Source organism: Streptomyces sp. NPDC049585, from assembly GCF_040675615.1.
Lineage (GTDB): Bacteria > Actinomycetota > Actinomycetes > Streptomycetales > Streptomycetaceae > Streptomyces > Streptomyces luteosporeus.
The window spans coordinates 25,454-39,086 of record NZ_JBFAPE010000018.1 but is presented as its reverse complement, the minus strand read 5'-3'; the positions used below and the strand labels follow the sequence as shown (position 1 = coordinate 39,086).

The following is a 13,633-nucleotide window of genomic DNA, read 5'->3' as shown; positions in this document are numbered from 1 at the left end:
GGCACCGGCCGTACAGCTGTGCTACGAGCCCTGCAGGGTTACTTGGCCGGGCCCACCTGGATCGTCATCGTGGAGCCGGTGAGCGCCTCGTTGAGGATCCGGATGCGGGTGTTGGTGTCGGTGATCTTCACACCGCCCGAGGGGTTGGCCGGGTCGACGTAGGTGTTGCGGTGGTCGTCGAAGACCGGGGTGCCGAGCTTGCCCTTGACGCGGGCGGCGACGCCGTTGCTGTGCACGGTGTAGCCGTCGGTCGGGTACCAGCTGAAGGGCGAGTCGTACGCCTGGAAGCGGTTGCGCATGATCGTGCCGTCGGCCCACTTCTCGGCCTTCGGGTGGGCGTCGATCGGCAGGATGCGGCCGGCGCCGGGGTGCACGCCGACGTTGTTGTCCGCCTGCGAGGTGTCCCACTGCCAGATCAGCAGGCCGTTCTGGTACGGGTAGTGCTCGACCCAGTTGGGCTTGGTGTTGCGGAAGCCGAAGTTGTACGGGCCGACGCGCAGGGTGCGGTCGTAGGAGACGTACTGGCGGTTCTCCGCGATGTAGTACTGCGGGTACTCCTTGGTGAAGGAGGCACCGATGCGCGAGAAGCCCTGGGCGGTCCAGCCGTTGTCGCCGTTCTCGGCGCCGTCGGCGAAGAGCTGGGTGCCGTCGGCGGTCAGGGTGATGGCGTCGGCGGTGAAGCCCTTGCCGGAGGTGCCGCCGTCGGTGGCGTAGCGGAAGCGCAGGCCGATCTTCTTGCCGGCGTAGGCGTCGAGCGGGTACGACAGCTTCTTGTAGGCGCCGGAGGTGCCGGTCAGGGCGGGCTTGTCGCCACCGTCACGGGTGATCTGCTTGCCGTCGGCGGTGCCGTCGACGGGCGTCCAGTTGGCGCCGCCGTCCGTGGAGACCTCGGCGTAGAGGTAGTCGTAGTTCTCCTCGATGTCCCACCAGCCGGACAGGTCGAGGGCGGCCTTGGACTTGCCGGTGAGGTCGACCTGGCGGGTGAGGGTGTTCTTCAGGTCGTCGCCCTGGCCGCTCCACCACTGGTTGTTGCCCTCGGCGGGCTTGACCACGTCGGTGGTGACCTTCTTGGCGGGCAGGTCGACCACGACGGCCTGCTTGTCGCGCGTGTTGTACTCGGCGACGCCCAGCTTGTGGGTGGACTTCGTCGCGGCCTTGGCCTTGTCGTAGTTGAGCCAGCCCAGCTGCAGCTTGTCCCAGGCGCTCATGTCGCCGGGCATGTCGCCGATGGTGTCCTTGCCCTCGCCCAGCCAGGAGCCGGACGACATCAGGGACCAGTAGGCGACGGAGGACTCACCGGTGCCGGTGGTGTCGTACTCGTCGGGCAGGCCCAGGTCGTGGCCGTACTCGTGGGCGAAGACGCCGAGGCCGCCGTTCTCCGGCTGCATGGTGTAGTCGCCGACCCAGAAGCCGGTGTCGCCGATCTGGGTGCCGCCCGCCTTGTTGCTGCCGGGGCCGGTCTTGCCGGCGTCGGAGCCGTAGGCGTACCAGCGGTGGGCCCAGATGGCGTCCTTGCCCTGGGCGCCGCCGCCCGCGGACTCGTCCTCGCCGGCGTGGACGATCTGGAAGTGGTCGATGTAACCGTCCGGCTCGTTGAAGTTGCCGTTGTGGTTGTAGTCGTTGCGGTCCCACTGGTCGTACTGGGCGAGGGTGGCCTTGATGTCGGCGTCGCTGCGGCCGGCGGCCTTCTGGTCCTTCACCCACTGGTTGACCGCGTCGCGGATCAGGTCCCAGGCGCTGGGGCAGTTGGTGGAGCCGCAGTAGTTGGAGCCGTAACGGGCCTCGTTCCAGGGGACCCTGACCCAGTCGGTGACGACGCCGTCGACCGAGTAGCGGCCGGAGGACTGCTTCTCGTAGTACTTGGCCAGGGACTCCTTCTTCTCGTCGTGCGAGAAGTACAGGTCCTGGAAGTACTGGCGGTTGTAGTCCTGCTGCCAGGCGGTGCTGTTGTCCTTGGAACGGTCCGGCTTGGGGATGGTGTTGTGCGCCGGGCCGGGAGTGCCGCCGTACTTCTTCACGGGCGGCTTGGGGCCGTCGGGGCCGTCCGGGTCGTACATCGTGGTGTCGTCGACCTTGTCGCCGAAGTCCACCAGGATGGTGAATATCTTGTCGGTCTTCTCCCGGCCGAGCTCGACGTACTTGCCCTTGCCGAGCTGCACGACCTTGGACGCGCCGCGCTGCTGCGCCGTGGCGTCGCCGGATATGACCTGCTCCAGCGCGGCCTTGCGCTGGTCCTCCTGCTTCTTGCTGAACGGACCCTTGAGGTCGTGCTCCGCGCCCTTCTTGACCTGCGCCGGGTCCTGGCGCTCGATGGTCACGGGGCGGTCGGACGCGCCGGACGGGGTGGTCACGCCCGCCGCCTGCGCGATCCCGGCCGACAGGGTGCCCGTGCCGAGGGCCGCGACGACGGCGGCCACCGCGGCGGATCGGACGACCCGACGTTGGCTGATCTTCACTTGTGAATGTCCTCCCCAGTAAGAACTGTGGAGGTATTTGACCGGAGTGACGCAAGAAAAGACAGATCTTGACTGTGCAAGGTCAAGCAAGTACGTTATCCGGCCTTTAAGTTGCGGATAACGGGCAAGGCCGAGCGCGACGGCTCACTCCGGGCGCGCCGAACACGCCCGTGCACCCCTTGTGCTCCCGGTACCGTGGGTTAGGTCACGCTTACTGCCCGTTCCGCCAGGGCAGAGACCCTCGTAGAGTCGAAGGCGGTACATACCAGGGGTACGTACCAGCGACTCGATCTCCTCCCCTGTCCGCTGACGCCTTTGATGCCTTGAGGACGGATCCCGCCATGCCGCGTCCGGCTCCTGCACAGATCGCGTACGGATCGGCCACCGTCGTCTGCGCCGCCCTGGCCATGCTGCTGCTGGCACCGGGCGCCCCGGGCGCCGCACTGGGCGTCATCGCCCTGGCCGCACTCGCCCTGGGGGTCGTCGTGGCCCTCCTCGTACCGTCCCCGCGGCGTACGAGGTCACGGCGCGACCGCCGCCGACGCCCGGCCGCCCAGGGGGCCTTGGCCGACCAGCGCACGCCGGCCGCCTCACTGCACGGTTGAGACCACCACCGTCTTCGCGGCCTTGTCGTGGATGCACTGGTGGTACGGCTCGTCCCAGGTGCACCACAACACGTTGACCAGCCAGAAGACGAAGCCGCAGCACGGAATGACCTCCGGCAGCGAGTACACCGCCGCGCGCGTCCAGCCCGGCCTGCCGTGCGGGATCGCGCCGTTGTCGAGCATCGCGACCCGGATCCTCATCGCCATCTTGCCCACGGTCTGGCCGCGCGCCGAGAGCATCAGCCCCTCGTAGAGGAAGTAGACGACGGCGACGATGATCGACAACGAGGTCGAACGGCCCTGGTCGTTGCGCCAGTCCCAGGCGTCGTAGTCCTGGCTCCAGGTGGCGAACGTGTAGATCACGCTGATCGGAACGCTGATCAGGAGCCCGTCGATGATGCGGGCGACCAGCCGCCTGAAGCGGTTGCCCAGCGGCGGCATGCCGGCCAGGGGATCGGCCGGGCCCGGGGCGGGCGGCGGTGGCGGGAACGGCGGCGGCTCCGTGCTCATGGCCCGAGTACACCGTGCCGAGGTGTCCGTCGCATCCGACCGGCCGCCGTTCGGGGGTCTGCGCCCCCGGCGGGTGGGCGCACGCGGCCGGGCGGCCGGCTCAGCCGCTCGCCACGAACGTACGGGCCGCCTTGTCGTGCCAGCACTGCCGCCAGGGGCGGTCGAAGACGCACCACAGCACGTTCAGCACGCCGATCACCAGCACCCCCAGCGCCCCGTACACCAGCCACCTGCGCACCGCCGCGCCGAAGCCCGCCGCGTCGTGCGACTCGATGTCCACCACGCGCACCTTGAAGAGCTTTTTGCCCAGCGTCCGCCCCCACTTCGCGGTGGGCAGCGCCTCGTAGAGCAGACCGCCGACGAACAGCACGGCCAGCACCACGGCCAAGTACGTGCCGGTGGTGCCGTCGAGGAGCCAGACCGTCACCGTCCGCCCCGTCTGCCGCGCCTGCTCGACCTTCTCGTCGATGTGCTCGACCGACTTCGCCCACAGCGGCACGGCCACCGCGCCGACCACGCCGCCGAACACCACCGTGTCCAGCAGCCGGGCGGCCAGCCGCCGGCCCAGCCCGGCCGGCCGGGCCTGGGCCTCCTGCGCGGCCCGCACGAACGGGTCGTCCACGACCGGCTTCCACGGCGCCCCGGGCGGCGCCTGCTGGGCCAGCTGCTGCACCTGCTGCGCCCAGCCCACGGGCTGCTGCTGCCGGGGCACGGGCGCGGACTCCGGGCGCCGGGCCGGCAGCCCGGCGGCCTCGGCCTCCACCGGGGCGGCGGGCGCGGCGGCCGGCTCCTGGGCGCGCCGGTCGGGCCAGGCCACGGGAGCCGCCGTCACCGGCGTGGGCGGGAGGACGGGCGAGGCGGCGGGGGCGGCACCGGGCGCCGTGGGACGCAGGTCCAGGGTGCCCTGGCCGCTCTCCACGGCGGCGGCCGCCGCCTCGGGGCGCTGCGGGGGCTGCCGCGCGGGCCGCAGCGGCTCCTTGACGGGCAGTTCGGCCAGGCGCGGGTCGCGGGCCCGGGGCAGGGCCGGCGTGGCCGGGGCCGCGCCGGCCGCCGCCGCGGGGGGCTCCTCGTCGAGGAACACCGGACCGGTCTCCTCCGCCCCGCGGGGGGTGGCGGGCGCGGGCGGTGCCGGGCGCGGCGCGACGACCGCCGAGGGCGGCGGCGCGGGCATCGGCTCGCCCTCGGCGGGCGCGGGCCGGCTGGTGCCGGGCACCCAGGCGGTGCCGCTCCAGTAACGGATGTAGCCGGGGATCGACGGGTCCGGGTAGTACCCCTGCGGGGGGCTGCTGTCAGCGGATCCCGAGGTGGGTGCGCTCATGGTCTCCGGTGTCCCGTATCTGCTCGGCCGTACTTGGGTGGTCACCAGGTCTACCAGACCGCCCCGCCCTGCGTGACGCACCCGCGGCGGACCACTCACACGTGCGAACCGTACCGATGGCCGGAAGTCGCGTCATGAATCGCGCCCTCCGCCCTCTGGGGAAATGCTGATCCCCGAGCAGAGAGGGCGCACTCATGCACACCGTGGTGGAACGAGAGCTGGAGACCGACCTGGTGCTGTCGCCGGAGCGCAGCATCCCCGTACCGTCCCGGCTGACCTACCGGACGGCCGACCCGTACGCCGTCCACCTGACCTTCCACATCACCTCCCGGCAACCGGTGACCTGGACGTTCGCAAGAGACCTGCTGGTCGAGGGGGTGTTCCGGGCAACCGGCGCCGGGGACGTGCGCATCTTCCCCGGGCGCGACGGGGACCGCGCGGTGGTCTGCGTCGCGCTGTCCTCTCCCGACGGCACGGCCCTGCTCAGGGCGCCGGCACGGGCGGTCTCGGCATGGCTGGACCGCACGCTGCGGGCCGTGCCGCCCGGTGAGGAGCGCGCCTGGCTGTCCCTCGACGAGAAGCTGCGCGAGCTGCTGGCCTCCGGGGCCTAGCCGCGGGCGGAAGGGCTCCTTCGGGTGCGCCTCACGCGGGGGTGGGGAACCCGATGGGGTGAGGGGCGGCAACGTCGAGCACCTTTCCGGGGTTGAGAAGGCCGAGGGGGTCGAAGACGGCCTTGATGCCCCGCTGGAGCTCCATGGCCAGCGGCCCGGCCTCCTCGGCCAGCCACTGCTTCTTCAGCAGCCCCACGCCGTGTTCCCCGGTGATGGTGCCGCCGAGCTCCAGGCCGAGGGCCATGATGCGGTCGAAGGAGGCCCGGGCGCGCCGGGCCTCCTCGGGGTCGGCGGGGTCGAAGCAGACGACGGGGTGGGTGTTGCCGTCCCCGGCGTGGGCGCACACGCCGATGGTCAGGTCGTGTTCGCGGGCGATGGCCTCGGTGCCCTGCAGCATGTCCGCGAGCGCCGAGCGGGGCACGCACACGTCGTCGATCATGGTGGCGGGCCGCAGCCGTTCCAGGGCGGGCAGGGCCATGCGGCGGGCCTGCAGCAGCAGTTCGGACTCGGCGGCGTCCTCGGCCGGTACGACCTCGGTGGCGCCCGCCCGCGTGCACACCTCGGCGACCGCGGCCAGGTCGGCGGCGGGGTCGGGGGTGTCGAAGGCGGCCAGCAGCAGGGCCTCGGTGCTCTCCGGCAGACCCATGTTCCCCAGGGCGTTGACGGCCCGCACACAGGTGCGGTCCATCAGCTCCAGCAGGGAGGGCGCGTGCCCGCCCGCCATGATCTGCCGCACGGCCTCGCAGGCGGCGGCGACGGAGGGGAACTCCGCGGCCAGCGCCAGCTGCTGCGGCGGTGCGGGCTTCAGGGCGAGCACGGCCCGTACGACCACGCCGAGGCTGCCCTCGGAGCCGACGAACAGGCGGGTGAGGTCGTAGCCGGCGACACCCTTGGCGGTGCGTCGGCCGGTCCGCAGCAGCCTGCCGTCGGCGAGGACGACGTCCAGCCCGAGGACGTACTCGGCGGTGACGCCGTACTTGACGCAGCACAGGCCGCCGGAGGCGGTGCCGATGTTGCCGCCGATGGTGCACTGTTCCCAACTGGAGGGGTCCGGCGGGTAGTACAGGCCCTGCTCGGCCACCGCGCGGGAGAGGTCGGCGTTGACGACGCCCGGTTCCACGACGGCAATGCGCTCGACCGCGTCGATTTCGAGGATGCGGTCCATCTTGACGAGGGACAGCACGATGCACCCGTCGACGGCGTTGGCCGCCCCGGACAGCCCCGTACGAGCGCCCTGCGGGACGACCGGCACGCGCAGCGCGGTGGCGGTGCGCAGCACGTGCTGCACCTGTTCCACGGTGCGCGGCAGGACGACCACGGCGGGCGCGCCGGCGGCGCAGAGGCTCGCCATGTCGTGCGCATAGGAGGCCGTGACATCGGGGTCGGTGACGACGGCTTCGGCGGGGAGTCCGGCGCGCAACTGATCGATGAGATCACCCATGGGCTCAGCCTGTCATCGCACGCCTCCGCAGGGGAAGCGCCCCGAAGGGGCGCGAGGCGGCTGCGTTGCCCGGCTGCGTTGTGCAGCTGCGCCGCGTGGGCGCGACCGGCCCACGGCCGGCCCGCAGCCGAAACGATTGCACCCCTTCGAACCCCGCCGGGAGGCTAGAGGTTGCCGCGCTTCTCCTGCTCGCGCTCGATGGCCTCGAAGAGGGCCTTGAAGTTGCCCTTGCCGAAGCCCATGGAGCCGTGCCGCTCGATCATCTCGAAGAAGACGGTGGGACGGTCCTGGACCGGCTTGGTGAAGATCTGCAGCAGGTAGCCGTCCTCGTCGCGGTCGGCGAGGATCTTCAGCTCGCGCAGCGTGTCGATGGGCACGCGGGTCTCGCCGACCCACTCGCCGAGCGTGTCGTAGTACGAGTCGGGCGTGTCGAGGAACTGCACGCCGGCTTCCCGCATGGCACGAACGGTGGCCACGATGTCGTTGGTGGCCAGGGCGATGTGCTGGACGCCGGGGCCGCCGTAGAACTCGAGGTACTCGTCGATCTGCGACTTCTTCTTGGCGATGGCCGGCTCGTTGAGCGGGAACTTCACCTTGCGGGTGCCGTCGGCGACGACCTTCGACATGAGCGCGGAGTACTCGGTGGCGATGTCGTCGCCCACGAACTCCTTCATGTTGGTGAAGCCCATCACCTTGTTGTAGAAGCCCACCCACTCGTCCATTTTGCCGAGCTCGACATTGCCGACACAGTGGTCGATGGCCTGGAAGCGGCGGGGGCCGGGCTCGACGATCGGCCGGGCAGCGGCGAAGCCGGGCAGGTACGGGCCGCTGTAGGCGGAGCGCTCGACGAGGGTGTGCCGGGTCTTGCCGTAGGTGGCGATGGCGGCGAGGACGACGGTGCCGTGCTCGTCCTTCACCTCGTGCGGCTCGGTCAGGCCGGTGGCGCCGTGCTCGACGGCGTACGCGTACGCCGCCCGGGCGTCGGGCACCTCGATGGCGAGGTCCACCACGCCGTCGCCGTGCTCGGCGACGTGCGCGGCCAGGAAGCGGCCGTGCTCGGTGGCGGCCTTGATCACCGTGGTGAACACGAACCGGGCGTTGCCGGACTCCAGGACGTAACTCGCGGTCTCCCGGCTGCCGTTCTCCGGTCCGGAGTAGGCGACCAGCTTCATGCCGAAGGCGGTGGAGTAGTAGTGCGCGGCCTGCTTGGCGTTGCCGACGGCGAAGACGACCGCGTCCATCCCCTTGACCGGGAAGGGGTCGGCCTGCCGAGCGGTGTGCGGGGCGTGATCCGTGGTCTGAGTCATGGCCGCAGGGTCTCTCCGAACCGCAAGGTGCGCAATACTTTGCGTTTTCCCTGGGCAATGTGCGCAGTGACGCCCCCGGTAATGCGGGCGATCTGTGCAGGATGACCACGAGAGGTGGGCGAGGGTGATCGATCGTTTGGACGGCCGGCTGATCGAGCTGTTCGCGCAGGAGCCGCGCATCGGGGTCCTGGAGGCCTCCCGGCGCCTGGGCGTGGCCAGGGGCACGGTGCAGGCGCGCCTGGACCGGCTGCAGTCGCAGGGCGTCATCCGCGGCTTCGGCCCCGACGTGGACCCGGCGGCGCTGGGCTATCCGGTGACCGCCTTCGCGACGCTGGAGATCAAGCAGGGACAGGGTGCGGACGTGCGCACCCACCTCGCGACGGTGCCGGAAGTACTGGAGCTGCACACCACGACCGGGCACGGCGACATGCTCTGCCGGCTGGTGGCCCGCTCCAACGCCGACCTGCAGCGGGTGATCGACAAGGTGGTGGCCTTCGAGGGCATCGTGCGCGCCTCGACGGCCATCGTCATGGAGAACCCGGTGCCGCTGCGGATCATCCCGCTGGTGCGGCAGGCCTCGCAGGACTGAGGCGCGGGCCGGTCAGCAGGTGGGGACGCGCCCGCCGTCCTTGAGCGCCTTCAGGGACGCCACCGCCTGGTCGAGCGTCGTGACCGGCACCAGCCGCATGCCCTTGGGCAGCTCCGCGCTCGCGTCCGAGCACTCCCCCTTCGGCACCAGGAAGACCTTGGCACCGTCCCGGGCGGCCGCCTGCGTCTTCAGCGAGACGCCGCCCACCGCGCCGACCTCGCCCTCCGGGGTGATGGTGCCGGTGCCCGCAATGACACGGCCGCCCGTCAGGTCGCCGCCGCGGCCGTCACCGGCCAGCTTGTCGACCACGCCGAGGGAGAACAGCAGCCCCGCGCTCGGCCCGCCGACGTCCGCCAGACTCAGCTCGACCTTGACGTCCTTCGGCGAGCGGTGCAGGTAGCGCAGGGCGGCGTCGGCGGCCGCGTCCTGCGACTTCTTCATCTCCGCCACGTTGTGCTGCGCGATCTCCTGGTCGGACTGCCCCGAGGGGTAGACCGCCTCGCGCGGCATCACGGCCCGGTCGGTGCGGAACCAGCCCTCGACCACGTCACCCAGCCGGATCTGCGTGTCCGGCCCGGTGGCCTCGATCGTCGTCATGCGCAGCTGCCCGGTCGTCGGGCGCGTCGGCGCACCGCTGATGGTGATCACGGGCTTGCTCTTGTGCTCCCCGAGCACGTTCGCGGTCGTCGTGCCCGGCTGGGCGATGACGAACGGCAGAGGAGCGAGCGCGACCACGGCGAACAGGGCGACGACGAGAACGCCGCACACGGCGAGGGCCCGGCGGGACGAGGTACGAGCAGCTGGCATGCTGCGACCCTATTTCACCGCACGGACGACCGCCCTACCGGTGCCGGTGGACGGGCGGGGGTGAAACCCGTCCACCGCACGGTGAGCGTGCCTTCCAGGTCCTAGCGCAGGGCGTCCGCCACCTCCTTCGCGGCCGCCATCACCCGGGCGCCGACCCGGTCCGGAACCGAGTCGGCGAGCATGACCACGCCGACGCTGCCCTCGATGCCCGAGACGCCGAGCAGCGGCGCGGCCGCACCACTGGCCCCGGCCTCCAGCTCGCCATGGGTCAGCGCGTACCCGGGGTTGTCCACCTCGCCCCTGCGGGCGGCGAGTATCGCCCGGCCGGCCGCACCGCGGTCCAGGGGATGACGGAACCCGGTGCGGTACGCGACGTGGTAGTCCGTCCAGCTCGGCTCGACGACGGCCACCGCGAGCGCCTCGGTGCCGTCGACGAGTGTGAGATGGGCGGTGGCCCCGACGTCCTCGGCCAGGGCCCGCAGCGCGGGCAGGGCCGCCTCCCGCACCAGCGGATGCACCTGCCGGCCCAACCGCAGCACCCCGAGCCCCACCCGGGCCCGCCCGCCGATGTCGCGGCGCACGAGCGCGTGCTGCTCCAAGGTGGCCAGGAGCCGGTAGACGACGGTCCGGTTGACCCCGAGCCGGGTGGACAGCTCGGTGACGGTCAACCCATGATCGGTGTCGGCCAGCAATTTGAGGACTCTGAGCCCTCTGTCGAGCGTCTGCGAAGTCTCCGCGGTCACGACGCCCCTCCTCCGATGAGAGGCGGCCCCTCGTCACGGTGGGGTTGCGCCGGCCGGTCCCGTCCGGCAGCGCGCGAGAAGAGGCCGCCGGCGGCTTGACGCATGTTCCGGCTGCGCTCCGCGGCGGCGCTGCCACGGGGCGTGTGCGTGACCGGCACGGTAGCGCCGCCGGTCCGCTCAGCGGAAGAGTCTGCCCACAATCCGGGCAGGGCGCAGGGCATTTCACGGGCTGGACGCCGTGAGTGCAGCGATCCAGGGGGCCGTTGACGTTGCAGGGGCTTTAGTGTGATCGCCATGCAGATTTCCCGAATAGCCACGATCGTGGCGGCCGGTGTCATCACCCCGGCCCTCTTCCTGGCCGCGCCGGCCACCGCCGCCGACGCCCCGGCCACGGCGGGACAGACGACCGAGCAGACGACGCAGACGAACCAGACGACGACGGGGACGACGGACGCGGGCAAGGACAAGGCCACGCAGGCCTTCAACCCGGTTCGGCTGTCCGGCATCCCCAAGGCCTTCAAGGCGGGCGCCGACGAGTGGACCGTCATCCACGTGACGTTCGACAACAAGTACGGCGACAAGGATGAGGCATTCAAACCGCAGGCCCTCTACGTTCCGGCCAAGGCCGAGGCCGGCAAGGTCGAGCAGTACGCGCCCGAACTGGAATACCAGATTCATGACGCCACCTGGCCGAGCCCGAAACTGAAGCCGACGCAGGGCACCGGTGATCAGCAGGGACGTTCCTCCAGCCTCTCCACCAACCTCCGTGAGTACGTGGTGCCGAAGGGTGACACGGTCACGTTCGACCTGAGACTGCGTTTCGGCAAGCAGGTCCCGGCGCACGACGCCACTTTCCGCGTGGAGCAGACGGGCAAGCCCGAGTTCTTCGGCGAGCAGCGCTTCGCCATCGAGGCCGCCAAGGACGACACGGCGCCGACCGGCAACGCCTCGCCCACTGCCACCGGCAGGACGACGCCGACCTCCGGCACCTCGAAGTCGCCGACGGCCTCCACTTCGCCGACGGCGACCGCCTCCGCCTCGCCGACCGCGTCGGCTTCCGCCAGCGCCAGCGCCTCCGCCTCGTCCGGCAGCGGCTGGTCCTCCGGCGGCAACAGCGCCAGCGGATCCGGCTCCAACAGCGCGAGCGGTCAGCTGGCCGCTACCGGTTCGGACCCCGCCACGCCGTGGATCGGCGTGGCCGGTGCGGTCGCGATCGCCGCGGGTGCCGGCCTCGTCGTGGCGACGCGGCGTCGCCGCTCCGCGGCCGCCGAGCAGGCGTGACGCACGAAGGGCCCCGGACGCGAGGCGCGTCCGGGGCCCTTCGAACAATCTTGCGTCACTTCATCCGCGTGGCCCACTCGCGCACCTTGGTGATGCGCTCGGTGAGCTGTCCCGCCGTCGCTTCCGCCGTCGGGGGGCCGCCGCACACCCGTCGCAGTTCGGTGTGGATGACGCCGTGCGGCTTGCCGCTCTGGTGGGAGTAGGCGCCGACCAGCGTGTTGAGCTGCTTGCGCAGTTCCAGCAGTTCCTTGTGGGTGACGACCGGTCGGCGTTCGGCGGGGATCTCCAGCAGGTCGGCCTCGGCGTCGGGCTTGCGGCGGCTGTGGGCGATCTGCCGGGCCTGCCGCTTCTGGAGCAGCAGCTGGACCTGTTCGGGTTCGAGGAGGCCGGGGATGCCGAGGTAGTCCTGTTCCTCCTCGCTGCCGGGGTGGGCCTGCATGCCGAATTCGGCGCTGTTGTAGAGCACGCGGTCGAAGACGGCGTCGGACTCCAGGGCCTCGAACGGCAGCATGTCCTGCTCGCCGGTGTCCTCGTCCTGCTGCTTGTTCGCCTCGTCCATCTCCTTCTCGGACTCGGCGTACGGGTCCTCCTCCTCGCCCTCCTTCTTGGGCTTGTCGAGGACGTGGTCGCGCTCGGCCTCCATCTCGTTGGCGAAGGAGAGCAGCATGGGGATCGTCGGCAGGAAGACGGACGCGGTCTCGCCGCGCCTTCGGGAGCGCACGAAGCGGCCCACGGCCTGGGCGAAGAACAGGGGCGTGGAGATCGTCGTCGCGTACACGCCGACCGCGAGGCGCGGCACGTCGACGCCCTCGGACACCATGCGGACGGCGACCATCCACCGGGAGTCGCCTGCGGAGAAGTCGTCGATGCGCTGGGAGGCGCCGGAGTCGTCGGAGAGGACGACCGTGGGCCCCTCGCCGGTGATCTCGCGCAGCAGCTTGGCGTAGGCGCGCGCCGAGTCCTGGTCGGAGGCGATCACGAGGGCGCCCGCGTCCGGGATGGACTTGCGCACCTCGGTCAGGCGGCGGTCGGCGGCGCGCAGCACGTTGGGCATCCAGTCGCCGCGCGGGTCGAGGGCGGTGCGCCAGGCCTGGGAGACCGCGTCCTTGGTCATGGGCTCGCCGAGGCGGGCCTCCAGCTCGTCGCCGGCCTTGGTGCGCCAGCGCATGTTGCCGCTGTAGGAGAGGAAGATCACCGGCCGCACGACGCCGTCGGCGAGGGCGTTGCCGTAGCCGTAGGTGTAGTCGGCGGAGGAGCGGCGGATGCCGTCGTTGCCCTCCTCGTACGTGACGAAGGGGATGGGGTTGGTGTCGGACCGGAAGGGCGTTCCGGTCAGGCACAGGCGGCGAGTGGCCGGCTCGAAGGCCTCCAGGCAGGCGTCGCCCCAGGAGCGGGAGTCGCCGGCGTGGTGGATCTCGTCGAGGATGACGAGCGTCTTGCGCTGCTCGCAGCGGTTGCGGTGCAGCATGGGCCGTACGCCCACACCGGCGTACGTGACGGCGACGCCGTGGTACTCGCGGCCCAGCGGTCCCGCGCTGTACTCCGGGTCGAGCTTGATGCCTATGCGGGCGGCGGCCTCGGCCCACTGCTTCTTCAGGTGCTCGGTCGGGGCGACGACCGTCACCTGCTGGACGACGTGGTGGTGCAGCAGCCAGGAGGCCAGGGTGAGCGCGAAGGTGGTCTTGCCGGCGCCGGGCGTGGCGACGGCGAGGAAGTCGCGCGGCTGCGCCTGGATGTACTTGTCCATGGCGCCCTGCTGCCAGGCGCGCAGCTTGTTGGCGGTACCCCAGGGGGCCCGGCCGGGGAAGGCGGGCGAGAGATGGTGATGGGCGGTGGTGGTAGTCACGGTCTCCGTCGGCTGGCTCGGCGATCGGCAACCGCGTCAGCCTAACCGCGTCGGCGGGGGCGACCGGGTACGACCGGCCCTCCTCACCCGGCGGTGGGACCGAGGTCACAACACGGTGC

The 13,633-nt window shown here is 71.3% G+C and carries 12 protein-coding genes; 4 read left to right on the top strand and 8 right to left on the bottom strand.

All coding sequences use genetic code 11. The features are described 5' to 3' along the window. Positions 1–38: 38 nt before the first annotated feature. On the bottom strand, positions 39–2,456 hold the full coding sequence (locus tag AB0K17_RS19420) for an immune inhibitor A domain-containing protein (RefSeq protein ID WP_365983646.1): 2,418 nt from the start codon (positions 2,454–2,456) through the stop codon (positions 39–41). A 341-nt stretch (positions 2,457–2,797) separates the two neighbouring features. Here AB0K17_RS19420 and AB0K17_RS19415 point away from each other — a divergent pair, with 341 nt between their 5' ends. Next, positions 2,798–3,061: a hypothetical protein gene (locus AB0K17_RS19415; RefSeq protein WP_365966748.1), complete on the top strand. Its 264-nt coding sequence runs from the start codon at positions 2,798–2,800 to the stop codon at positions 3,059–3,061. On the opposite strand, the gene AB0K17_RS19410 is transcribed toward AB0K17_RS19415, so the two are convergent. Together AB0K17_RS19410 and AB0K17_RS19405 are read right to left on the bottom strand one after the other, a co-directional pair. Continuing rightward, positions 3,047–3,571: an RDD family protein gene (locus AB0K17_RS19410; RefSeq protein ID WP_365966749.1), complete on the bottom strand. Its 525-nt coding sequence runs from the start codon at positions 3,569–3,571 to the stop codon at positions 3,047–3,049. The genes AB0K17_RS19415 and AB0K17_RS19410 overlap by 15 nt on opposite strands. A gap of 100 nt (positions 3,572–3,671) precedes the next feature. Next, a complete protein-coding gene (locus AB0K17_RS19405; RefSeq protein WP_365983645.1) occupies positions 3,672–4,889 on the bottom strand; it encodes an RDD family protein in 1,218 nt (405 codons plus the stop codon). A 194-nt stretch (positions 4,890–5,083) separates the two neighbouring features. Between AB0K17_RS19405 and AB0K17_RS19400 the strand changes: the two genes are divergently transcribed. Continuing rightward, positions 5,084–5,500: an SsgA family sporulation/cell division regulator gene (locus AB0K17_RS19400; RefSeq protein ID WP_365966751.1), complete on the top strand. Its 417-nt coding sequence runs from the start codon at positions 5,084–5,086 to the stop codon at positions 5,498–5,500. Between the two features lie 31 nt (positions 5,501–5,531). On the opposite strand, the gene AB0K17_RS19395 is transcribed toward AB0K17_RS19400, so the two are convergent. Both AB0K17_RS19395 and hppD read right to left on the bottom strand, forming a co-directional pair. After that, positions 5,532–6,941 carry an FAD-linked oxidase C-terminal domain-containing protein gene (locus tag AB0K17_RS19395; protein WP_365983644.1) on the bottom strand — a complete coding sequence of 470 codons (1,410 nt, stop codon included), beginning with the start codon at positions 6,939–6,941 and terminating at the stop codon, positions 5,532–5,534. Positions 6,942–7,105: 164 nt separating this feature from the next. After that, complete coding sequence (gene hppD, locus AB0K17_RS19390; protein WP_365966753.1) at positions 7,106–8,248, bottom strand: 4-hydroxyphenylpyruvate dioxygenase; 1,143 nt, start codon at positions 8,246–8,248, stop codon at positions 7,106–7,108. A gap of 124 nt (positions 8,249–8,372) precedes the next feature. Here hppD and AB0K17_RS19385 point away from each other — a divergent pair, with 124 nt between their 5' ends. Then, positions 8,373–8,837: an Lrp/AsnC family transcriptional regulator gene (locus tag AB0K17_RS19385; RefSeq protein ID WP_344434557.1), complete on the top strand. Its 465-nt coding sequence runs from the start codon at positions 8,373–8,375 to the stop codon at positions 8,835–8,837. A 12-nt stretch (positions 8,838–8,849) separates the two neighbouring features. Here AB0K17_RS19385 and AB0K17_RS19380 read toward each other — a convergent pair whose 3' ends face one another. Continuing rightward, complete coding sequence (locus AB0K17_RS19380) at positions 8,850–9,644, bottom strand: S16 family serine protease (RefSeq protein ID WP_365966754.1); 795 nt, start codon at positions 9,642–9,644, stop codon at positions 8,850–8,852. Positions 9,645–9,745: 101 nt separating this feature from the next. Further along, entirely contained in the window at positions 9,746–10,387 is a 642-nt protein-coding gene (locus AB0K17_RS19375) for a helix-turn-helix domain-containing protein (RefSeq protein WP_344434559.1), read from the bottom strand. Between the two features lie 294 nt (positions 10,388–10,681). On the opposite strand from AB0K17_RS19375, the gene AB0K17_RS19370 reads away from it, so the two are divergent. After that, positions 10,682–11,668, top strand: a complete 987-nt coding sequence (locus AB0K17_RS19370; protein WP_365983643.1) for an LAETG motif-containing sortase-dependent surface protein — start codon at positions 10,682–10,684, stop codon at positions 11,666–11,668. Positions 11,669–11,723: 55 nt separating this feature from the next. Here AB0K17_RS19370 and AB0K17_RS19365 read toward each other — a convergent pair whose 3' ends face one another. After that, complete coding sequence (locus tag AB0K17_RS19365) at positions 11,724–13,514, bottom strand: DEAD/DEAH box helicase (protein ID WP_365966755.1); 1,791 nt, start codon at positions 13,512–13,514, stop codon at positions 11,724–11,726. Positions 13,515–13,633: the final 119 nt, after the last annotated feature.